The organism is Paenibacillus roseus, assembly GCF_016424485.1.
Taxonomy (GTDB): Bacteria; Bacillota; Bacilli; order Paenibacillales; family Paenibacillaceae; genus Paenibacillus_D; species Paenibacillus_D roseus.
Window position 1 is genome coordinate 117,749 of sequence record NZ_JAELUP010000061.1, and the last position, 23,787, is coordinate 141,535.

General features: G+C 50.4%; 15 protein-coding genes. 13 read left to right on the forward strand and 2 right to left on the reverse strand.

What is annotated here, in order from left to right:
• Positions 1-154: 154 nt before the first annotated feature.
• Positions 155-1,165: a copper amine oxidase N-terminal domain-containing protein gene (locus tag JFN88_RS11835; RefSeq protein WP_199019500.1), complete on the reverse strand. Its 1,011-nt coding sequence runs from the start codon at positions 1,163-1,165 to the stop codon at positions 155-157.
• Positions 1,166-1,549: 384 nt separating this feature from the next.
• Here JFN88_RS11835 and JFN88_RS11840 point away from each other — a divergent pair, with 384 nt between their 5' ends.
• The 4 genes from JFN88_RS11840 to JFN88_RS11855 all read left to right on the forward strand — a co-directional run bounded on the left by JFN88_RS11840 (position 1,550) and on the right by JFN88_RS11855 (position 7,804).
• Positions 1,550-1,750, forward strand: a complete 201-nt coding sequence (locus tag JFN88_RS11840) for a cold-shock protein (RefSeq protein ID WP_188528831.1) — start codon at positions 1,550-1,552, stop codon at positions 1,748-1,750.
• A 540-nt stretch (positions 1,751-2,290) separates the two neighbouring features.
• The gene (uvrB, locus tag JFN88_RS11845; RefSeq protein ID WP_199019501.1) at positions 2,291-4,288 is read left to right on the forward strand and encodes an excinuclease ABC subunit UvrB; all 1,998 of its coding nucleotides are present in this window, start codon (positions 2,291-2,293) and stop codon (positions 4,286-4,288) included.
• An 18-nt stretch (positions 4,289-4,306) separates the two neighbouring features.
• Positions 4,307-7,189: an excinuclease ABC subunit UvrA gene (gene uvrA / locus JFN88_RS11850; RefSeq protein ID WP_199019502.1), complete on the forward strand. Its 2,883-nt coding sequence runs from the start codon at positions 4,307-4,309 to the stop codon at positions 7,187-7,189.
• A gap of 405 nt (positions 7,190-7,594) precedes the next feature.
• Positions 7,595-7,804 carry a hypothetical protein gene (locus JFN88_RS11855; protein ID WP_199019503.1) on the forward strand — a complete coding sequence of 70 codons (210 nt, stop codon included), beginning with the start codon at positions 7,595-7,597 and terminating at the stop codon, positions 7,802-7,804.
• A gap of 183 nt (positions 7,805-7,987) precedes the next feature.
• Here JFN88_RS11855 and JFN88_RS11860 read toward each other — a convergent pair whose 3' ends face one another.
• Entirely contained in the window at positions 7,988-8,956 is a 969-nt protein-coding gene (locus tag JFN88_RS11860; RefSeq protein ID WP_199019504.1) for a sugar phosphate isomerase/epimerase family protein, read from the reverse strand.
• A 316-nt stretch (positions 8,957-9,272) separates the two neighbouring features.
• Between JFN88_RS11860 and JFN88_RS11865 the strand changes: the two genes are divergently transcribed.
• The 9 genes from JFN88_RS11865 to JFN88_RS11905 all read left to right on the forward strand — a co-directional run bounded on the left by JFN88_RS11865 (position 9,273) and on the right by JFN88_RS11905 (position 23,226).
• Positions 9,273-11,795 (forward strand): U32 family peptidase, encoded by a 2,523-nt coding sequence (locus JFN88_RS11865; protein ID WP_199019505.1) that lies wholly within the window; start codon positions 9,273-9,275, stop codon positions 11,793-11,795.
• Positions 11,796-11,844: 49 nt separating this feature from the next.
• Positions 11,845-12,693, forward strand: coding sequence for an AraC family transcriptional regulator (locus JFN88_RS11870; protein ID WP_199019506.1), 849 nt, complete (start codon positions 11,845-11,847; stop codon positions 12,691-12,693).
• A gap of 119 nt (positions 12,694-12,812) precedes the next feature.
• A complete protein-coding gene (locus JFN88_RS11875; protein ID WP_233167737.1) occupies positions 12,813-13,796 on the forward strand; it encodes an N-acetylglucosamine kinase in 984 nt (327 codons plus the stop codon).
• 12 nt (positions 13,797-13,808) lie between these two features.
• Positions 13,809-15,140, forward strand: coding sequence for a 6-phospho-beta-glucosidase (locus JFN88_RS11880; protein WP_199019508.1), 1,332 nt, complete (start codon positions 13,809-13,811; stop codon positions 15,138-15,140).
• Positions 15,141-15,342: 202 nt separating this feature from the next.
• The gene (pcrB, locus tag JFN88_RS11885) at positions 15,343-16,044 is read left to right on the forward strand and encodes a heptaprenylglyceryl phosphate synthase (protein ID WP_199019509.1); all 702 of its coding nucleotides are present in this window, start codon (positions 15,343-15,345) and stop codon (positions 16,042-16,044) included.
• Positions 16,045-16,174: 130 nt separating this feature from the next.
• A complete protein-coding gene (gene pcrA / locus JFN88_RS11890; RefSeq protein ID WP_199019510.1) occupies positions 16,175-18,556 on the forward strand; it encodes a DNA helicase PcrA in 2,382 nt (793 codons plus the stop codon).
• A gap of 27 nt (positions 18,557-18,583) precedes the next feature.
• Positions 18,584-20,596 carry an NAD-dependent DNA ligase LigA gene (gene ligA / locus JFN88_RS11895; protein ID WP_233167739.1) on the forward strand — a complete coding sequence of 671 codons (2,013 nt, stop codon included), beginning with the start codon at positions 18,584-18,586 and terminating at the stop codon, positions 20,594-20,596.
• A 195-nt stretch (positions 20,597-20,791) separates the two neighbouring features.
• Complete coding sequence (locus JFN88_RS11900) at positions 20,792-22,351, forward strand: PucR family transcriptional regulator (RefSeq protein ID WP_199019511.1); 1,560 nt, start codon at positions 20,792-20,794, stop codon at positions 22,349-22,351.
• Between the two features lie 161 nt (positions 22,352-22,512).
• Positions 22,513-23,226 (forward strand): SDR family oxidoreductase, encoded by a 714-nt coding sequence (locus JFN88_RS11905; protein ID WP_199019512.1) that lies wholly within the window; start codon positions 22,513-22,515, stop codon positions 23,224-23,226.
• The last annotated feature ends 561 nt before the right edge of the window (positions 23,227-23,787 follow it).

The following is a 23,787-nucleotide window of genomic DNA, read 5'->3' on the forward strand; positions in this document are numbered from 1 at the left end:
GCCTGCGTGTGAAAGGTTCTTCCGATCGCTGTTGTCCCCGAATCAAAAGGCTTCCGTCCGGTCAGCCCCCGGATGGAAGCCTTTCTTTCTTTCTTCAAATTACTCCATGCCTGCTTGCAAACTGTTTCCACAGCCGCCGCCAGCGCTACGCTGCCTATGTCGTCCACTGATCATTTATGATGCCGACCAAATACCATTGCCCTCCAGCAGGCTGAAACACCAACCGCAAACTTCGCCAGTCCAATCCTGCATATTCGGGGTTGATCTCCTCAAAATGATATTCCACAATTATGGAGCCCGGATAGACTTTAGCCGCATTATTGATCATATTTCCGTGGAAAAGCTGCTGGTTGTAGCTGACTTGAGGCGCTTCCCGGTAGTCATGGGGATAAATAAATTCCTTATAGTAATCACTCAAGCTTAACTCGATATCCTCGCCTGAACCGTCATAAATGCCCCAATTATAGACCTTATTTGCAATTCCCTGGCTGGCAAGCGCCTCCCGGCTTAAAACAGTATGCCGGGCTGCATCTACGTAAGTAAATGGGGAGAATCGGACGCCCCTCTTCGGATCAACCTGATCAGCGAGGGCGTTGAAGTCCTGCGCTGCCAGTGCTCCCAGCACAGCAGCAGCCTGTTCCTCAATAAGCTCCTTTGCTTGCTCAGGTGAATGGGAGGCGATGGCGTAAGGCTCTGTCGTAATATAAATGATATTATGGTAAGATTCATAGGCGATCAAGCCGCCCAATGCTTCTGTAATTGTACGTACCGGTGCAAACAACCGACCTTGCGTTGCTTCTACTTTGGAATCCAGCTTTACCTTATTGCCATTCCATATCATTTCAGAGGTTCCGTTTGTAAGAGTGAGGGAATGGGATGCATAGTGGATCACAGCGGTTTGAGCCTGCTCGTCCCAGCGCAGAGAATACCCGGGCAAATCCATCGCTTTGAGAAACAGGCTGACTGGAACCATTGTCCGATTCTGCTCATTCACATAAGCGGTTGGCTCGCCGTCGGGATGCTGGTAAGCTTGTCCATTAATAATAAACTGAATGATTTCGTCCTCATCAGCCAAACTGTCAGCAGATGCAGCAGCGGACCAGAATGGAAGCAGCAGAGTCCCCAGCAATAACATTGTGGCCCATTGTACACTCGTCTTCAACATAAGATGACCTCCATATTCGATAGAATATCTTTTATAAAATGATATGTTCATAGTTACTATTTAAGACTGGTTTCTGAAAAATTAACATGGACCATTATCCCTTTATCTTGCGGCTTGACTCAAGCAGAACTGTCAAGCACCAACTTTGGGTATTGGGATACGTGTGTTTATAAAAAATTTACGGGTATTTATAAAAGATTTTAGTGATGAATGATTTGCTTTCCTGTTTGGACTGTGATATGATCAACTCAACATTAATAAAAGTGTAACCAATTCATGTATTGAAAAGGGTTAACATTTCTTGATGAAGCCTTTCTCAATATGTGAATTTTTGTTTATCGGCAAAAAATGAACATGTTAATTTTCAATTTGGAGGTTATCCACATGCAACAAGGTACAGTTAAATGGTTCAACGCAGAAAAAGGTTTTGGATTTATCGAAGTTGAAGGCGGAAGCGACGTATTCGTTCACTTCTCCGCAATCACAGGCGACGGTTTCAAAACTCTTGACGAAGGTCAACGCGTAGAATTCAACGTGGTACAAGGCAATCGCGGACCACAAGCAGAAAACGTAGTTAAACTGTAATAACAGTTAACAACGGAACGCCCTCATCCATCAGGATGGGGGCTTTTTTAAAAATATAAGAATTTATAAATTTTCTTTTTATAAATGGCTTCTATTTCTCCGCGAAACGAAGTTTTTGCCCGTCAAAGGACGGCAAAGCCGTTTACGCTTGATGTAGAAGCAATATGATCATAGGTATAATTGTTAAAGACCTGGCAGCTTGCTTTCTGTTAGGTTTTTTGGCGTTTAAACAGAAATCCAGTAATCACCGATTGCAACAACTGAACGGAAGCAGTATAATTATACGGGAACACATATTCTTATTGATATACATGTCTAGCATTTTGGTTAGAATAAATATACAGTCTTACTAGATTACGTTTATGAATCCCGGCATTTGCGGTTGTGACATTTGCAGCAATGATGCAAAGGGATATGACCAGCCATACGCATAACGTTCGCTGCCGCTGCCAAGAGCGGTTTTGGCCATTTACACTTGTGCGAAGCGCTGTACCCTGGTCCAAGGCCGGGCCAGTTGTTTTGCTTGGAAAGGGGAAAGTTATGAGCGAATTGGAATTGTCGACCAGGAAATTCGAGCTGCTCTCTGAATATTCACCTCAGGGGGATCAGCCAAAGGCAATTGGAGGACTGGTCGCAGGGGTTCAACAAGACCAGAGGTACCAGACGCTGCTAGGGGCGACCGGAACGGGCAAGACCTACACCATTGCAAATACAATTGCCCAGCTGAACCGGCCTACTCTGGTCATCGCGCACAATAAGACGCTGGCCGCTCAGCTTTGCAGCGAGTTCAAGGCGTTTTTTCCGAATAACGCAGTTGAATATTTTGTCAGCTACTATGATTACTACCAGCCGGAAGCTTACATTCCTTCCTCCGATACGTACATTGAGAAGGATTCCAGCATCAATGACGAGATTGACAAGCTTCGCCACTCGGCAACGAGTTCTCTCTTTGAGCGCCGGGATGTCATCATTGTAGCGAGTGTCTCCTGTATTTACGGCCTCGGTTCGCCGTCCGAATACGGAAGTCTTGTGCTGTCCTTGCGCGTTGGAATGGAGAAATCCCGCAATGATATATTGCACAAGCTCGTCGATATCCAGTATCAGCGCAACGATATCAACTTTATTCGAGGTACATTCCGGGTGCGGGGAGATGTGATTGAGATTTTCCCGGTTGCCAACAATGAGAGGGCCATTCGGGTAGAACTGTTCGGAGACGAGATTGAACGGATTACCGAAATTGATGTGCTGACTGGCGAAATTGTCGGCCAGCGTGAGCATGTTGCAATATTCCCTGCCTCTCACTTCGTTACCCATGAGGATACGATGAAGAGAGCGCTAGTCAATATTGAACGGGAGCTTGAAGAAAGGCTGGCTGAATTCCGCGAGCAGGGAAAGCTGCTGGAAGCGCAGCGGCTGGAGCAGCGGACACGCTACGATATCGAGATGATGCAGGAGATGGGCTTCTGCTCAGGGATTGAGAACTATTCCGGCCCGCTGACTTTCCGGGAACGCGGTTCGACGCCGTATACCTTGCTTGATTTCTTCCCTGATGATATGCTCGTTGTCATTGATGAGTCTCATGTCACCCTGCCGCAAATTCGTGCGATGTATAACGGTGATCAGGCCCGTAAAAATGTGCTGGTGGATCATGGCTTTCGCTTGCCGTCGGCCAAGGACAACCGGCCGCTGCGGTTTGAGGAGTTCGAAGACAAGTTCAGCCAGGTCATCTTCGTCTCGGCTACGCCGGGACCGTATGAGCTTGAACATTGTCCGGTGATGACCGAGCAGATCATCCGGCCTACCGGCTTGCTTGATCCGATTATTGAGCTTCGTCCGACGAAGGGGCAGATTGATGACCTGCTTGGGGAGATCAGAGAGCGTATGGCCAAGGATGAGCGGGTGCTGGTCACAACACTGACGAAGAAGATGGCCGAGGATTTGACCGACTATTTGAAGGAAGTTGGCATCAAGGTGCGCTACCTCCATTCCGATATTAAGACGCTGGAGCGGATGACCATCCTGCGCGATTTGCGGATCGGAACCTTCCATGTCCTTGTCGGCATTAACCTCTTGCGAGAAGGACTCGATTTGCCGGAGGTATCGCTGGTTGCGATACTTGATGCGGACAAGGAAGGCTTCCTGCGCTCGGATCGTTCGCTTATCCAGACGATCGGACGGGCTGCGAGGAATAGCCGCGGACGTGTCATCATGTATGGCGATAAAGTCACCGACTCGATGGGCCGTGCGATCCGTGAGACGGAGCGCCGTCGCGAAATTCAGATCGCGTATAACGAGAAGCATGGGATTCAGCCTCAGACGATCCGCAAACGCGTATATGATGTCATCGAGGCCACCAAGGTTGCGGAGCAGAAGGCGGATTACATGACGGACGGCAAGCTTGGCAAAATGTCGAAGAAAGACCGCCAGACGCTCATTCAGCGTCTGGAAGGGGAAATGAAGGAAGCTGCTAAAAACCTGCAGTTTGAACGCGCGGCAGAGCTTCGCGATGCCCTGCTGGAATTGAAAGCGGAAGGATAGAAAGGGAGGGAAACAGCTTTGGCTAGCGATCAAATCGTTATTAAGGGCGCACGCGCCCACAACCTTAAAAATATTGATGTCACGATTCCCCGTGACAAATTTGTTGTGCTGACGGGGCTGAGCGGGTCCGGCAAGTCCTCGCTCGCCTTTGATACGATTTACGCGGAGGGCCAGCGCCGCTACGTGGAGTCTCTCTCGGCCTATGCCAGGCAATTTCTGGGCCAAATGGAGAAGCCGGATTTGGACTCCATTGACGGGTTGTCGCCAGCAATCTCTATTGACCAGAAGACAACCAGCCGCAACCCCCGTTCCACTGTCGGAACCGTAACGGAGATTTACGACTACTTGCGGCTTTTGTTTGCCCGGGTCGGCAAGCCGCATTGTCCAGATCATGGGATTGAGATTACTTCGCAAACGGTGGAGCAGATGGTAGACCGGATTATGGAATATGAAGAGCGTACACGTCTGCAAATTCTCGCCCCGGTTGTATCCGGGCGCAAGGGTGAACATACGAAGCTGCTGGCAGATATCCAGAAGCAAGGGTTTGTGCGCGTCCGGGTAAATGGCGATCTGCGCGATTTGAGCGAGAAGATCGAGCTGGAGAAGAACAAGAAGCATAACATTGAAGTCGTGGTTGACCGGATCGTCATTAAGGACGATGTCCAGACCCGTCTTGCGGACTCGCTGGAGACAGCTTTGAAGCTTGGGGAAGGAAGGGTCATTGTCGATATTATCGACAAAGAGGAGCTGTTGTTCAGCTCCAGCTTGTCCTGCCCGGAGTGCGGATTCAGTATTGAAGAACTGGCCCCGCGCATGTTCTCGTTTAACAGCCCGTACGGGGCATGTCCAGAATGTGACGGGCTCGGAGCCAAAATGATCGTCGATCCCGAATTGCTCGTGCCGAATGCGGGCAAGTCGATAGACGAGGGCGCTTTTGAAGCTTGGGCAGGCAGCACCTCCAACTACTATCCTCAGTTTTTGGATGCAGTGTGCAGCCATTACGGTATCCCGAAGGATAAGCCTATCAGTGAGCTGAGCCAGGAGCAGATGAAGAAGCTGCTCTACGGTACAGGCGGAGAACGGGTGAAATTCCGCTATGAAAATGATTTCGGCCAGTCCAAGGAAGCCTATGTCCCGTTCGAAGGGATCGTCCATAACCTGGAACGACGCTACCGGGATACGGCTTCAGAAGGCATTCGCGAGTACATTGAGGCTTATATGAGCGCCAAGCCTTGCGTCGGCTGCAAAGGGCAGCGTCTGCGCAAGGAGACGCTGGCGGTTACGGTAGGCAGCAACAACATTTCCTATGTGACATCCTTGTCTATCGGGGGAGCCCAGCAGTTCTTCCAGGAGTTAAGCTTGAATGAGAAGGATACCAAAATCGCTAATCTTATTTTGAAAGAAATTAACGGTCGCCTCGGCTTTCTCGTCAATGTCGGCCTTGAATATTTGACGCTTAGCCGCGCAGCGGGCACCTTGTCCGGCGGTGAAGCTCAGCGTATCCGTCTGGCTACACAAATCGGCTCCAGTCTGATGGGCGTACTGTATATTCTCGACGAGCCAAGCATTGGACTGCATCAACGGGATAATGACCGGTTGATCCAGACGCTGGAGCATATGCGCAACTTGGGCAATACGCTCATCGTAGTTGAACATGACGAGGACACGATGCTTGCTGCCGACTACATTATTGATATTGGACCGGGTGCGGGTATTCATGGCGGACAGGTCGTTGCACAGGGTACGCCTGCGGAGATCATGGCTGATGAGAATTCCCTGACCGGTCGCTATTTGAGCGGACGGCAATTTATTCCGGTTCCGCTGTCGCGTCGCGCAACAGGTGAGAAGTGGCTGGAAGTGCGCGGAGCCAAAGAGAATAACCTTCGCAATTTGAATGTAAAAATTCCACTGGGCGTATTCACTGCTGTAACGGGAGTTTCCGGTTCGGGAAAATCGACGTTGGTCAACGAGATTTTGTACAAGACGCTTGCCCGCGATCTGAACAAAGCCAAGACTCGTCCGGGCGCACACAAAGAGATTCGCGGTTTGGAGCATATCGATAAAGTGATTGATATTGACCAATCGCCAATCGGGCGGACGCCGCGTTCCAATCCGGCGACCTATACCGGTGTATTCGATGATATCCGTGATGTATTCTCGGCTACAAATGAGTCCAAGGTACGCGGCTACAAGAAGGGGCGTTTCAGTTTCAATGTAAAGGGCGGACGCTGCGAGGCTTGCCGTGGTGACGGCATTATCAAGATTGAGATGCACTTCCTGCCGGATGTCTATGTCCCTTGTGAAATTTGCAAAGGCAGCCGTTACAATCGGGAGACGCTCGAAGTCAAATACAAAGGAAAAAGCATTGCGGAAGTGCTGGAGATGACAATTGAAGATGCCGTTGATTTCTTCAAAAACATCCCGCGCATCCACCGGAAGATGCAGACGCTCTTCGATGTCGGTCTCGGCTATATGAAGCTGGGGCAGCCTGCTACCACATTATCAGGCGGTGAGGCACAGCGCGTGAAGCTCGCGGCTGAACTGTATCGCCGCAGCACAGGCAAGACGATGTACATTCTCGATGAGCCGACCACAGGTCTGCATGTCGATGATATCGACCGTTTGCTCGTCGTGTTGCACCGATTGGTGGAATCCGGTGAGAGTGTGCTTGTTATTGAGCATAATCTGGACGTCATCAAAACGGCCGACTACCTCATTGATCTCGGTCCCGAGGGCGGCAGCGGCGGCGGCTCGCTCGTTGCGGCCGGGACGCCAGAGGAATTGGTGAAGGTGGAGGCTTCCTATACCGGACGTTATTTGAAGCCGGTTTTGGAGCGTGACCGCGAGCGCACCGAGCAGCGCAATGTGAAGGACGGCGTGGCAGCAGGGGCTGAAGCGTAACGAAATAACGGATATGAAAGAGGATTTCGGGATACGCCCCGGAGTCCTCTTTTTTAAAAATATAAGCATTTATAAAGTTCCCTTTGTAAATGAGCTTATATTTCACCACGAAACGAAGTTTTTGCCCGTCAAAGGACGGCAAAGCCGTTTACGCTTGAATCAGTTGTGGTAATAAATGCTGGAAGGGATGGACACGTTATATGTACGGATGCGATGGAGAATCCTTTTTATCGAAAACTCATTCTCATATTGAGTTATTTTTCTTGATCCCTTGTTATCGTTTATAATTTTTGTTTATAATTGGTGACAAAGTTGTTAAAGTTCTAAATTCGTACTTGCATCGTGCGAAGGTACAGGCTAACATAGAATAATAATAGGATACGTGTGATAAAAAGGAGGTCCCTCATGTTTTTCCTAGCAGAAGAGCAAGCAGCAGCCAGCACATTTGAACCGTTTGATATTATTATGTTGCTGTTTACAGTCATTATCTTCATTGGGCTAATCCGTCTTGTAATGGCTCGTCCAAGGAAGAATTTGTTCGCGATCGGATTTACTCTTGTAGCCTTGATTACTTTCCTGGTTGTAGATTTCATCATGATTACCCAGACTTGGTAATCTAACGCATTTTTGCTTACATAGCAGCGCTAACATCTTGCTGCCCGGGCAGAGTCTGACTGACTCCCGCCAAAAACATAAACCCCGCTTACAACTTGTAAGCGGGGTTTATGTTTTATAGGCCTAATCATTTATGCAATCAAATATCTTGTCAGTAAACTATAGCTCACCAACTATCCTTGCTTATACCCACCACATTTCCCCGAGCGGCTCACGAATCAGCACTTGCTTGAGGTTTTCAACGGCTTTGGTAAAGCCTTCTTCAACAGACATCAGGCCATCCTCATGCTCAATGCTGACTACATAGTCATAGCCGACGAGCCGTAGAGCACTAATGATGTCTGCCCATGTTTTCAGGTCATGCCCGAAGCCTACGCTTCTGAACTGCCAAGCGCGGTCCAGCATTTGTGTATAGGATTGCATGTCGGTTACACCGTGATAGTTCACATTGACAGGGTCAATAGTTGTATCCTTGGCATGGAAGTGGTGAATCGCATTCTCGCGTCCAAGAATCCGAATAGCCTGTACAGGATCAATCCCTTGCCACCACAGATGGCTCGGGTCAAGGTTCGCGCCGATTGCATCGCCTGCTGCTTCACGCAGACGGAGCAGAGTAGCCGGTGTGTGAACAGAGAAACCGCCATGTAGCTCGAGTCCGATTTTTACATTATGGGAATCGGCAAGCTTAGCAATTTCCTTCCAGTATGGAATGATTTTGTTCGTCCACTGCCAGTCCAGAACTTCCTGATAATCGTTCGGCCATGCTACAACCGGCCAGTTCGGATATTTGGCATCCTCGTGGTCGCCTGGACAACCGGAGAATGTATTAACGATTGGCACGCCCAGTTTGCCAGCAAGTTCAATCGTTTTACGAAGCGCCGCATCATGCTCGGAACTGATCGCTTTTTGCGGGTGGAGCGGGTTGCCGTGACAGCTAAGCGCGCTGATGATCAGACCGCGGGATTCGAAGGCTTGCTTGAATGCAGCCAGCTTGCTCTCGTCAGCAAGAAGCTCGTCCGGTTTGCAGTGTGAATCGCCAGGATAGCCTCCGGTACCAACCTCTACAGCATCCAGCCCTTGAGCTTTAATATAGTCGAGTGCCTCATCCAATGTTTTTTGTGCAAATAATACTGCGAATACGCCAAGCTTCATAACATTAAAACCTCGCTTTCAATTGGTTCTATCCAGTCCGTATTATATCATGCGTCTCCTGCTTCTTGAAGTCGGTTATAGAAAGAATGGCAATATTACATATAAACATACCAATATGCTTCGCATCTGACTAAATAATTGGGATGCCAACCTCGGAAGATGTTTCTTTTTATCAGATGTAGCTTCGTGCGTTGCGCTTTGTTAGAATAGAATTATTATAAAGCGTTGCAATACCTTGCAAAGGTTGCCGCCAGGCGGAGAAGATGCCTGGGCAGTCTAAATATGGACGCTTGAACCTGGAGGAACATTCATACACATGTTAACAATAAAACGGGAAGATATTGAGCTGCTGGCTCCTGCAGGCGATTGGGACTGTATGCGGGCTGCGGTTGCAAATGGCGCCGATGCGGTTTTTTTCGGTGTGGAGAAGTTCAACGCACGGGCGCGGGCCAACAACTTCCGTACTGAAGAGCTGCCGGAGATCATGGCGTTTTTGCACAGCTATGGTGTGAAAGGATTTCTGACCTTTAATATACTTGTTTTTGAAAATGAACTGGAAGATGCGAAGCGTCTTATCGAGTCCTGCATTGAGGCGGGCGTAGACGCGGTTATCGTACAGGACTTGGGATTGGTAAAGCTCATTCGCGAGCTGTCGCCGAACTTTCCGATCCACGGCTCGACCCAAATGACCATTACTTCACCAGAGGCAGTGGAGTTTACGAAGCCGTGGGATATGGAGCGCGTCGTACTGGGACGGGAAAACAACCTGAAGCAGATCAAAATGATCGGCGATCAGGCGAAGCTGCCGATGGAGGTGTTCGTCCATGGGGCATTATGCGTCAGCTATTCGGGGCAATGTCTCACCTCGGAAATGTGGGGAGGGCGGTCTGCTAACCGCGGGGAATGCGCCCAAGCTTGCCGTTTGCCTTACGAATTGATGGTGGACGGCGAGCATAAGCCGATGGGGGATATCGCCTATCTGCTATCGCCGAAGGATTTGGCTGCTGTGGAACTCGTACCGGAACTGATTGAGGCGGGCGTGACTTCCTTTAAAATCGAAGGTCGCCTGAAAAGCCCTGAATATGTAGCAAATGTTGTCAGCAAGTACCGTCGTGCGATTGACAAGTACTTCGATGGCGACTTGTCTGCGCCGTCGAAAGAAGAACTGCGCGAGCTGCAGCAAAGCTTCTCCCGTGGCTTTACCCACGGTTTCCTCAAGGGGACAAATAACAAGCAATTGGTTGAAGGAACATTCCCGAAAAGCCGCGGCGTCTATCTGGGACGGGTGGAGCGTATTTTGCGCGATGCGGTCGTATGCCGGATCGATGCGCCGCTCAAGCGTGGAGACGGGATTGTATTCGATGCTGGCGACCCGACGAAAAAGGAAGAGGGCGGGCGCGTTTACGACTTGCGCCGTCAAGGTGTCAAAATTGAAGGCGAGGCCCAGGAAGGCATTGTACTGGAGATAGTGCCTGGCCGTAACGATATCGATTTGAAAAAAGTTCATGTCGGTGACCGCATTTGGAAAACAAGCGATCCGGCACTCGACAAGCGTCTGCGCCAAACCTTTGAGACAGACAAGCCTTATCGCGTATTCCCGCTTCATGTCAAAGTGACGGGAGCGCTAGGACAGCCGCTCCGCTCATGGTGGACCGATGTCCAGAAAGGGACTACGGTAGAGATCGTCTCGGAGCTGGAGCTGGAGCTGGCTCAGAAGCGTCCAATGGATGAGGAACTGCTGCGCGAGCAGCTTGGACGGCTTGGCGGAACCGTGTATCAGTTGGAAAATCTCGATGTTGCGCTTAACGGGGACCTGATTGTGCCCATTCGCGAGCTGAACAGGATGCGTCGTGAAGCAGTCGAAAAGCTGGCTGGAGAGCGTCCGAAGCCGCCGGTCTACAAGCGCAATCCGCCGGAGATGCACGCAGATGTGCGTGTTGCCGGGCGTATGCGTACCCCAGCCAAGGAAGCCAGACTGACCGTGCTGTGCAGAACACTAGAGCAGGTAGAAGCGGCTGTGCAGACGAATGTGGAGCTGATTTACGCCGATTTTGAATTCATCAAGCAATTCCCTGCTGCTGTTGAGGCAGCACGCCGAGCAGGCAAGCTGATTGCGCTTGCTACGCCGCGCATTCATATGCCGAATGAGAACGGCTACCATCGCAATATTCTCAAGTTGCAGCCGGATGCCGTGCTGGTGCGCAATACGGGCGCGCTGTACTTTTATTTGAAGTCGCGCAATGAGTGGCAGGCGGAAGGCGCGCAAGGCCGCTTCCCTGAGCTGATCGGTGATTTTTCGCTTAATATTGCCAACCACAAGACGGCGGACCTGTTCCTGGAAGCGGGCTGTTCACTCGTTACGCCTTCCTATGATCTGAACGTGCAGCAGATGGTCGATATGTTGGGCGAGTCGGATACGTCGCGGCTTGAAGTTGTGCTGCATCAGCACCTCCCAATGTTCCATACAGAGCACTGCGTGTATTGTACGTTCATGAGTGAAGGAACGGACTATACGAACTGCGGGCGTCCTTGTGAGGAGCAGCGGGCATCGTTGCAGGACCGCATCGGCATGTCGCATCCGGTTCGCGTAGACGAAGGCTGCCGCAATACGGTGTATAACGCGATCGAACAATCCGGCGCTGAATATTTGAGCAACTTCCGTGAGCTTGGCGTACATTCTTTCCGTCTAGAGTTTCTGGAGGAATCGGCAGAGAAGGTGTTGGAAGTGATTAGTCTTTACAACGATGCCTTGCTGGGACGCGTTAGCGGCACTCAGGTGTGGCGCAAACTGAAGGCCACGAATCAGCTTGGCGTTACCCGCGGTCAATTGGTGAAGTAACAACAGCTTGCAGCATCGAATGCATAGTGACAGGAGGGGCTTCTAGCAGATGGTGATCAAAGACCTTATCGATCTTCCGCCATCCTTCCCGCTTCGAATTACAGAATCGGAGGGTGTGAGTCCCTCCTTCCAACGGCTTCACTGGCACGCAACACTCGAGATCAATTACATTTGCCAGGGGACAGGTCATTACTTGATTAACGGCAACAAGCATGAACTGCAGGAAGGCGATATCGTGCTGATTAATTCCAATGATCTGCATCGGGCCTTTGAACAGGAGAATCTCATTATGAGAATTATCATGTTCGACGGCGCCTACTTTTCCTTGGAACGAAGGTATGATACCGATCTGATGAACCCTTTCAGGGAGATGGGCAGACGGTTCCAGAATGTGCTGGACCGCAGCCATCCAGTCCACCCGCAGTTGCGCAGGCTAATTCAGGAGATGAGCGGGGAATACACCCGGGGAGAAGCTCATTTCGAGACCATTGTGCGGGCGCAAATGGTCCAGTTTTTCGCGCTTGTGAACCGGCATTTTGCCAGGGCAAGCGCAGAAGGGATTCCGCATACAAATGGAACGGAGCATATCCGCTCCTTGCTGCGTGAATTAGAGAATCGCCTTTCGGAGCCGTGGACACTGCGGGAGATGGCGGATTATGTTCATCTTAGCCCTTCGCGGTTTAGCGCGCTGTTCACCCAGGTCGTAGGCACTTCGCCGATCGATTATTTGATTCAGTTGCGCCTTACTCAAGCAATTGCCATGCTGGAGTCCTCCGACTATAAGATTATTGAAATTGCGGAGTGCTGCGGATTCCATAATTTGTCCAACTTCAACAGGCTGTTCAGGCGTCATATTGGCAAGTCCCCATCTGAAGTTCGTCCTTTGAATAAACAGTAAGATAGTATCGAAACATCGTTCTTTGTTACTAGAGAGCGATGTTTTTTTATTTTAAAGTATAAGCAAGTTCAACGATAAAGCGATTGTATAAGAATAGGAGTCAAAGGAGTGAGCAAACATTGTATTTCCTTGGAATCGATGCCGGGGGCAGCAAAACCCATGCCCTGCTGACCGATGAGCATGGCCGTCTGCTCGGCCAGGGGAGCGGAGGCAATGGCAACCACCAGACCGCATTTGAAGGAGCCAGGGCAAGCATCGAGCAAGCGTGCATTCAGGCTTTGGAGATGGCTGGAGTGACGAAGGAAGAAGTCACGTTTGCTTTTTTCGGACTGGCAGGTGCGGATCGGGAAGTAGATTACAGGATTTTGCGTCCGATGATCGCTTCACTCGGCTTTGCTGAATATGACCTTTCCTGCGACACCATTATCGGGATGCGGGCCGGAACGAAACATTCATATGGTGCGGTTATTATAAGCGGTACCGGATTCAACAGTGCGGCTCGCAATGCACAAGGTGAGGAACTCCAATATGGAGGGTTCGGATATTTGTTCGGGGACGGCCAGGGTTCGGGCTCGGATTTGGCGGTTCATGCGTTCCGCAGCGCAATTCGGGGCTGGGACGGCCGCGGAAAGCCTACCCTGCTAAGTGAGATTGTCCCGCAGCGGTTGGGGTACACTTCACTTCAGGACATGTACGATGATGTGCTCGATAATGGCAAGTACCCGACATTTTCACTGGCAAAGGTTGTATTTGAAGCCGCAGCCCAGAGCGATGAAGTCGCGATTGGCATATTGGAGGAGGCAGGAAGGGAACATGGCAATGCAGCGAATGCGCTCATTCGCCGGCTTGGCATGGAACAGGAGGAATTCGATGTTGTGCTGACAGGCAGCGTGCTGTCCAAGGGCAGTACTTCGCACATGGTGGACGCAATCCGGGCCGAGATCAATCGTATTGCACCGCGGACCAGTATCGTGAAGTTGACTGTCGACCCGGTTGTTGGCGCAATCATGAGCGCAATGGATCGCCATGGCGTTCACATTGATCCGCAGACTGACGCTGCGCTGCGCAAAATTACATTTGACAGAGAAGCAGAAGTGCTATAAGGAGTGATACGCATGACAACAGACAAGAAAGCGCTGAAAATCGCCGTTATCGGCGGTGGATCTTCCTATACCCCGGAAATTGTAGAAGGTTTTATTCTTAAATATCATGACATGCCGATTCGCGAGCTGTGGCTGGTCGATATTGAGGAAGGTCGCCACAAGCTTGAGATTGTCGGCGCGCTTGCGAAGCGGATGGTTGAAAAAGCAGGCTTGCCCATTCGGGTGGAGCTGACAGTGGACCGCAGGGAAGCAATTCGCGGAGCAGATTTTGTGACGACGCAAATTCGTGTCGGACTGCTGGAGGCGCGGCGTCAGGATGAGCATATTCCGATCAAGCACGGCGTAATCGGTCAGGAGACGACTGGACCGGGGGGAATGTTCAAGGCGCTTCGCACTGTGCCGGTTATTTTAGATATCTGCAAAGATATTGAGGAGCTGGCTCCTGATGCCTGGCTGCTTAACTTCACGAATCCGGCGGGGATTGTGACTGAAGCGGTTCAAAAATATACGAAGGTGAAAACAGTTGGCCTGTGCAATTCACCAATCAATTTTCAAAAGTATCTGGCCAAAGAATATGGCGTCAGTGAGCAGGATGCACTGGCAGAGTTCGTCGGCATCAACCACCTGCACTGGGTAACGGCTGCTTATGTGCACGGGGAGGATAAACTCCCTGAGATGATCGCCGGACAAAAATCCTACTCTGCCGCGAATGTAACGGCGTTGGACTGGGATGCGGATTTCTTGAGCGCATTGGGAGCAATTCCGACCTATTATCTGCGCTACTTCTACATGACAGACAAGATGTACGCCGATATGGCTGCTTCGCTGGAGAAGAACGAGACCAGAGCAGATGTGGTCAGCCGGGTGGAGTCGGAGTTGTTCGAGCTGTACGCCGATCCTGATTTAAAGGAAAAGCCGAAGCAACTGGAGCAGCGCGGCGGCGCCTTCTATTCGGAATCTGCAGTCAACCTCATTTATTCCTTGTATGTGAACAAGCAGGATATTCAAACGTTGAACGTCCGCAACGGACGGATGCTGGACTTCCTCCCGGAGGATGCAAGCATTGAGGTCAACTGCGTCGTGACAGGCCAGGGGCCGATTCCGCTTCCTCCGCAGCGGGTTCCAGAAGCAATCAAGGGTTTGATTCATGAGGTTAAAGTTTATGAGTCGCTTACAATTGAAGCGGCGATTACAGGCTGCCGCGATACTGCCTTGTTAGCGATGACTCATCATCCGCTTGTGCCAAGCATTGAAGTCGGCAAGCGGCTTCTGGATGAAATGCTGGAAGCGAATAAAGCGTATTTGCCCAATTTCTTTAAGGCTGGCAGTTTGGAGCCTGCATAAGCGAAAATGCTGGGTCAACATCATATAATTTCAAATAGCCTCTCGCGATTCTCTTCGCAAGTTTCCCCCTTTCCCTGTCCGTCAACAGTGTATCTGTTGGCGGATTTCTTTTTCCGTGCCATCGGCATTAGCTGAACGAAAACCGTCCATATGGTATAGTAGATTCATCAAAATGATGCAGGCATGGACACCGGAGGAACTCATGATTGAACCTATATTTGCAAGCTGGAAGCATGTTTTCAAGCTCGACCCGGACAGGGAAATTAACGATGAGGCACTGGATGCGGTGTGCATGTCCGGGACGGATGCCATTATGGTCGGCGGATCAAGTGGAGTTACCTTTGACAACACGGTCGATCTGCTGTCCCGAATTCGCAGATATGAAGTGCCCTGTGCGCTGGAGGTGACTTCGGAGGAAGCGGCGGTGCCGGGGTTCGATTATTATCTAATTCCAATGGTGCTTAATAGCCGAGACCCCCAATGGCTGGTGGGCAGACAGGTGGAAGCCATCCGGCAGTTTGGCTCCTATATTCCATGGGAGAACACTTTTGCCGAAGGCTACATTATTTTGAATGCGGATGCGGAGGCTGCCCGCAGGTCAGATGCGGACGCAAGACTGGATGACTTGTCTGTGCTGGCTTATGTCAGGCTGGCCGACCGACTGATGCGAATGCCGATTGTTTACCTGGAATACAGCGGTCGATTCGGCAATATGGGGCTGGTCAGACGGGCTCGCAGCCTGCTGACGCAAGGCCGGCTGTTCTATGGCGGGGGGATCGACAGCGCGGAGAAAGCGGGTGAAGCTGCTGCCGCTGCTGATACTGTTATCGTAGGGAATATTATTTATTCGGATCTTGCGGCTGCACTGAAGACGGTTCAGGCTGTGAAGCAGCGTGAAAACTAGGGTCTTATTGCGTATTAAGGCGCGCTGGCTTGTGATTTTAGACCAATTTATTCCGGATCAATTGACACGCAGGACCCCGTAACTTAGACTTGAAGACAGGCGAACATAAATGGGAACAAAGGAGTAAACTATGTTTAATCGAATAGATATCGATCAGGCCGTGCAGAAGCTGAATGAGCGCCAGCGGGAAGCTGTTCAGTGTACGGAAGGCCCTTTGCTCATCATGGCAGGGGCGGGGAGCGGGAAGACCCGTGTCCTGACCCACCGGATTGCGTATTTGATCGAGAAGCGGCGGGTTGCCCCCTGGAGCATACTGGCCATTACGTTCACGAACAAGGCGGCCCGCGAGATGCAGGAGCGGGTGTCCGCTTTGATTGGTCCAAGCGGTCAGGATATATGGGTTTCTACCTTTCACTCGATGTGTGTGCGAATTTTGCGCAAGGATATTGATCGGATCGGCTTTACCTCGAACTTTTCCATTCTCGATTCAACCGATCAGCTTTCCGTGATTCGCAACTGCATGAAGGATATGAACATCGATACGAAAAAGTTTGAACCGAAGGCTCTGCAGTCGGTGATCAGCAGCGCGAAGAATGAACTGATCACCCCGCAGCGGTATGAGCAAAAGGTAGGCGACTACTATCAGCAGATTGTATCGGATGTGTACAAAGCCTATCAAAAGCGGCTGAAAAGCAACAATTCCCTGGATTTTGACGATCTGATCATGATGACGATTGCCTTGTTCAAGGAAGTTCCGGAAGTGCTGGATTTCTATCAGAACAAATTCCGCTATCTCCATGTGGATGAGTATCAGGATACGAACCGCGCGCAGTATATGCTGTGCCAGATGCTGGCGGACAAACATAAGAACATTTGTGTCGTCGGCGACAGTGACCAGTCGATCTACGGCTGGCGCGGGGCGGACATTACGAATATTTTGAATTTTGAAGAGGATTATCCGAACGCGACGACAATTTTGCTTGAGCAGAACTATCGTTCTTCCTCTACAATACTGCGAGCCGCCAACGCGGTCATTCAGAACAATACAGGCCGCAAGTCAAAAAATCTGTGGACGGACCGCGGGGAAGGCGGGCCGGTCACGGTCTATCAGGCGGATTCGGAGCATGATGAGGGGTATTATGTGACCTCGGAAATTCGTAAAAACCGGGGCAGCGGCAAAAAGTATGCTGATCATGCTATTTTGTATCGGACGAATGCACAATCCCGGGTTATTGAGGAAATACTGATCAAATCGGATATTCCGTACCAGATCGTAGGCGGGATCAAGTTCTATGACCGCAAAGAGATCAAGGACTTGCTTGCTTATTTGCGTCTGGTTTCCAATCCGGATGATGATATCAGTCTGATCCGCATCATCAATGTGCCCAAACGTGGGATCGGGGATACGACGCTGGCGAAAATTTCGGCGGAAGCCGCGTCCCGCGGCGTATCGATGTATGCTGTGCTGGATCATCTGGATGCCGTCGACGTGGCTGGCAAGACCAAGGCGGCGCTCGCGGATTTCCGCTATATGATCCAGTCGCTGTCGAGCATGGTGGATTATTTGTCCGTGACCGAGTTGACTGAAAAAATGCTGGAGATGACTGAATATAAACTGGAGCTTCAGCGGGAAAATACAATTGAATCGAAATCTCGCCTGGAGAATATTGACGAATTTCTATCGGTTACTCAGGATTTTGAGAAGCGCAATGATGACAAGTCGCTTGTCGCTTTTCTGACCGATCTGGCGCTGATTGCGGATATTGACTCCATGGACAAGGACGAAGAGCAAGGTCATGAGAACGGGGATGCAGTCATCCTCATGACGATGCACAGCGCCAAGGGACTCGAGTTTCCGATTGTGTTCATCATCGGCATGGAGGAGGGTGTTTTCCCGCATAGTCGTGCCTTCACCGATAATGAGGAGCTTGAAGAGGAGCGGCGGATCGCCTATGTCGGCATCACCCGCGCCGAGCAGCAGTTGTACCTGACGTCCGCGAGAATGCGGACGTTGTTCGGCCGGACGAGCGCCAATGCGCCGTCCCGCTTCCTTGAAGAGGTGCCGTCCGAGCTGAAAGCGGACGCCTCTCCCGGCCGCGGCAGCGCGGGCGGCTTCGCCCCGCGCCGCAGCGGCTATGCCGCTGACCCGAATGCCGCAGGCTTCGGGTTCCGCGGCGGCGGGTCCGGGCGCAGCGCCGCAGGCGCGCCCGGTGCGGGCGGCCGTCCCGGCTTCGCGGGGACGGCGGGCGCCGCTGGCGGCGGCGTGGCCCGTGGCGGCGCTGTGCGCGTCACGAGTCCGCTGGGCGCCGGCCAGGCGGCGGAAGGCAGCGCGGCTGCGCAGGCGCCGCGCGATTTTTCGGCGGGCGACAAAGTATCGCACGCCAAATGGGGCACGGGCACAATTGTAGCCGTGAAGGGCAGCGGCAACGATATGGAGCTGCAAATTGCCTTTCCTGCCCCGGTTGGACTGAAGCGGTTATTGGCCGGTTTCGCGCCGATTACGAAAGTCTAATTTAACCCGAGAGGATGAGAACCCTCCATGGAACAGCCGCTGCAGGCACGTATGGAACAATTAACGGCTGAAATTAACCGTTTGAATTATCATTATTACACGTTAGACAATCCTGTCATCAGCGATAATGAATATGATGCGTTATATGACGAACTGCTGGCGCTGGAGAAGGAGACGGGGATTACACTCCCGGACTCTCCAACGCTTCGCGTAGGTTGGGAACTGCAAAAAGGCTTCCTTCCTCATCGTCATCTCTCCCGTCTATGGAGTCTGGACAAGGCCCAGGACGGGGATGACCTGCTCGCCTGGAACCAGCGTGTTCTTAAAGGTATCGCAGATTATAATACGAAGCATCCTGATGCAGAGCCGTTGCCTGATCCGGCCTATGTGGTCGAATACAAGTTCGACGGGCTGACGCTTAATCTCACTTACGAGAACGGCAAGCTTGTGCAGGCTGCTACCCGCGGCAACGGAGTCGTAGGAGAAGGCATTATGGCACAGGTCAGAACGATACGTTCTGTGCCGCTCACGATTCCCTTTTCAGAGGGCAAGGTAGAGATTCAGGGCGAAGGCATTATGAATCTCTCGGTGTTGGAAGCTTATAACAAGACAGCGGCCGAACCGCTTAAAAATGCCCGCAATGCCGCAGCAGGAGCGCTGCGGAATCTGAATCCGCAGACAACTGCTGAGCGCAAGCTGAATGCCTATTTCTACAATGTCGGCTATGCTGAAGGCATCAGCTTTGCCACGCATCAGGAAATGAGCGCTTTTCTGCGCGACAATCAGTTGAAGGTCAACCCGTATTGCGTTTACTTCAATACCATTGAAGAAGTGCTGGGGGAGGTTGCAAAGCTTGCCGACAAGCGGAGCCAGCTGGATTATTTGATTGACGGGGCTGTTGTGAAGTTGGTGGATATGCGTACCCGCGAGGCGCTTGGCTATACGGACAAGTTCCCGCGCTGGGCGGTGGCCTTCAAGTTCGAAGCGGAAGAGACAACCACGGTCCTGGAATCGGTGAACTGGGAGGTTGGCCGGACCGGCAAAATTACCCCTGTCGCCCGGGTCGAAGCGGTAGAACTGGCTGGGGTAACCGTACAAAATTGCACTTTAAACAATATTGGCGATATTGAGCGTAAAGGTTTGAAAAATGCGCTGGGGACTCGCGTTTTTATTCGCCGTTCCAATGATGTTATACCGGAAATCCTGGGCAGAGCCGAAGACGAAGATGGCGAGGCCATTGTCTATCCGACGGAATGTCCGGCCTGCGGAACGCTGCTTGAGCAACGAGGCGCCCATTTGTTCTGCAATAACAAACTGGGCTGCAAGCCGCAAATTATTGGCCGTATTGCCCATTTCGCTTCACGGGATGCGATGGATATTGAGACATTCAGCGTCATGACAGCGGAACAGCTCTATTCGGAATGCGACGTACATGACCCTTCCGATCTGTATCAGCTGTCGTATGATCAGTTAATTGGTCTTGAGCGCTTCGGTGACAAAAAGGCCCGCAATCTGCTGGATGCGTTGGAGAAATCCAAGGATCGTGATCTGGCTGCCTTCCTGTATGCGCTCGGTATTCCGAATACCGGGAAAGCGACGACCAAAATGCTTGCCGATCACTACCGGTCTCTGGACGATATCATGACGGCAGAGGTTGATGAGCTAATTGGGCTGCCGGATGTCGGGGGCATTGTTGCCGAGAGCATTACCGCATTTTTCAGAGATCCGATTATTCGGGCCAGCATCGACAAAATGAGAGCGCTTGGGGTGAAAGCGGAAGCCGAGCAAAGGGCTGTCGTGCGCGAAGACAGTATTTTCACCGGTAAAACCGTAGTTCTGACCGGTACGATGTCGGCGCTCACTCGTGATGAAGCTGCCAAAAGACTTGAAGCTCTCGGAGCCAAAGTGTCTGGCAGCGTTTCGAAAAAGACGGATTTTGTTATCGCCGGGGAGAAAGCCGGCAGCAAGCTGAAGAAGGCGGCAGAGCTTGGCATTCCTGTAATTGACGATGAGGAAGAGTTTTTGAAAATGCTTGACTAGAGCTGTGGACGGAAAAAACAGGATCACATACGAAAAAAGGCCGTCAGTCCATCCAAAGCTGACGGCCTTTTTTTGAAAATATTGGCATTTATAAGGTTCCCTTTGCAAATGAGCTTATATTTCACCACGAAACGAAGTTTTTGCCCGTCCAGGGACGGCAAAGCCGTTTACGCTTGACCAATAAGAGGTGACGATATGCAGTCTGCGGCCTTTACATTCGCACATATGATGCAATTGCCCCTGTTTCGGGATGCACAGGTACTGGCAGGGATGACGGGTTCGGATAATGAGATTTTTTATGTGGACAGTATGGAGATGCCGGATTTAACCGGATGGCTGCGGCCAAATGAACTAATTTTGACGACAGGCTATTCATTTCGCAATGAACCTCATATGCTCAGCCGGCTGCTCGATGAGATGCATAAGGTTGGCGGCGCGGCTGTAGGGATTAAAGCCAGGCGTTATTTGAAGGAGATTCCCGATGAAGCCATTCTAAAAAGCAATGAGTACGGCATCCCGCTTTTTGAGATTCCGCCGGATGTCACCTATATGGATATGACCCGGGTGATTCTGGATGAAATACTGGGCCGTCAGGCTATTATTTTGCAGGAGGTTCAGCATGCTAATCAGCAACTGACCGATCTTGTTCTCAATCGGCGAACGGATGAACTGGTCGTGCTGGTCGGCCAGCTTTTGCATTGTGAAGCCGCCATTCTCAATGCCGGGGGAGACATTGAAGCGTGTACCACGGATTTTTCATGGACAGATACTGTACAGAAGCATGTCGTACGTGTAGGAACGCGTGTTTTTGGCTATATCGCAATTTCGAGGACATTGGAGAGCATTGATACATTCGGTCAACTCTTTCTGGAGCATGTGGTGACAGTACTGGCTGTGGAGTTTACCATTCGCCAGTCCCAACGCCTTCGCCGTGAACAGGAGCAGACGGACTTGCTGGCAGAGATATTGCTGCAGCCGGGCAAGCCAGAGCAAGAAGAACTGGTCCGCTACAGGGCCCAACGATTAGATATGATTCAGGGAAATTTTTATTATGCGGCCTCCCTGGAACTGTCTGAGGCAGTGTCTTCTGACGAAAATGTTAACGTTCTGCTGAAGGAGCGTCTGGTCAAACATATTAATAGCAGTTTCCGGTTAAAATTCAGTAGCATGTTGTCAGACGGCGTGCTGTCAGTGCTTTGCGCAACTGAAACTTCGGCGCGCAATCAGCAAAGGACGGATATTGAATCGCTGTTGGCATCAATTCGGGAGATTGTAGCGGAGGAACAGACAATAAGCTTTGGCATAGGGCGGACTTATGAGAATTTGAGTGAAGCTTCTACAAGTTTGAGCGAGGCCCGCAAGGCGTTGATCATTGGGAAGGGGCAAAGGGGTAACGAGTCGTGGAGGAAGATTTTTCATATTCATGATTTTATTGTGGAGGAGATGCTGCTGGACTTGACGGGGCAGCCGCAGCTTGAGAGTTTGTACAAAGAATTAATTGAGCCGTTAAAGCAGTATGACCGCGAGTATAGCCAACACCTGCTCTCTACACTAAACGCTTATCTGCGAACGGGAGCTAACACAAAATTAGTTGCAGAGCAGTTGTTTATTCATCGTAATTCGGTGTTGTACAGACTGGAGCGGATCAAGGAAATTTTGCAATGTGATTTGAATGATGCGGAGTTACGCTTTCGTCTGACCCTTGCCATGAGATATGGAGAAACCATAGATATCTATAAAAACATGCATTTGTGACAGAGCCTAAATATGATAGGGGTTATTTGTGCCGCGCTCCATAGGACGAACGTTTTCCATTTGCTATATTGAATGTATAGCCAGACAACATGGATTATAGTGAGAGAGTGCATGGGATAGTCTAAGAATAACTTCTGAGAATAAAAGGAGTGGAGCAGTTCATGCTGTTGAAAGATAAGCGGGTCGTAATTATTGGGGGCAGCGCAGGCATAGGATTTGCAGCAGCGCAAGCAGCCGTTGTACAAGGAGCTAGCGTGATTATCGCTGGACGATCAGCCGAGAAACTGGAGAAAGCAAAGGCTATAATCGGCAGTGACAAGGTGGAAGCAATTCAATTGGACAACAGGGTAGAAGAAGAAATTAAATTGTTCTTCGAGAAGGTAGGGCCATTTGATCATCTTTTTACTCCGGGTGCTTCATATGTACTCGGGCCGATAACTTCTGACAGTGATATTGCTAAAAGCAGCTTTGAAGGGAAGTTCTGGCCGCAATATTTCGCTGTTAAATATGCTTCTCCTTACTTATCCAAATCCGGCTCTATTGTACTGATGTCAGGGGCGTTCAGCCAGCGTCCGCTCAATGGCGGGGCATCCTACGCAGCATGTAATGGAGCAATTGAAAGTCTGGGTAAGGCATTGGCTGTTGAACTTTCCCCGATTCGGGTCAATGTTGTTTCTCCCGGAACTATTCGTACTGCCAGGGAGGGAGCGGCCCAGGAGAAAAGAAAGCGGGATTATGAAGCGTATAAGGAGATGTGTGCTCTTGGAAGGGTAGGACAGCCAGAAGAAATCGCCCATAGTGTTCTGTATTTATGGACTAACACCTATACGACAGGCAGTACTTTATTCCCTGATGGCGGATATATTTTCAGTTGAATTTTGAACATTCAATAAATCCGTCTGACAGACGGATTTATGATGCTTATTGTTATGAAAAGACAGTTTGCGATTTATATCGAATGCATGTGAACTTCCTTTTAGTTTGCTATAAATATCGTACCGTATTGTAATGTGCCGCGCATAACCTAGAGCAATAAAAGCCAAAGTGAATAAAAAGTCTGCAAGAGGGTTAAATATTGATTACTTAAGCAATTTCATACTAGTATGTTTTTTTAAAAAATTAATGCTTGCATTCATAATTAAATTATGATAAATTATTCATTGTCGCTTCTGAGCCAACTGAAAATGAGCAAATAAAACTCAAAAACAATTTTAAAAAGTTGTTGACAGGTTGGGCGAAAGGTGATAAAGTAAATAGATGTTGCGGCAAGTTGAATAAACTTAAAGCAACAAACAAGTTCTTTGAAAACTGAACAAATGGATCGCGTCGATCCAAAGTTTTAAAGTCAGCATTTAATGAGCTAACAAGCGAATCTATAACTTTTATGGAGAGTTTGATCCTGGCTCAGGACGAACGCTGGCGGCGTGCCTAATACA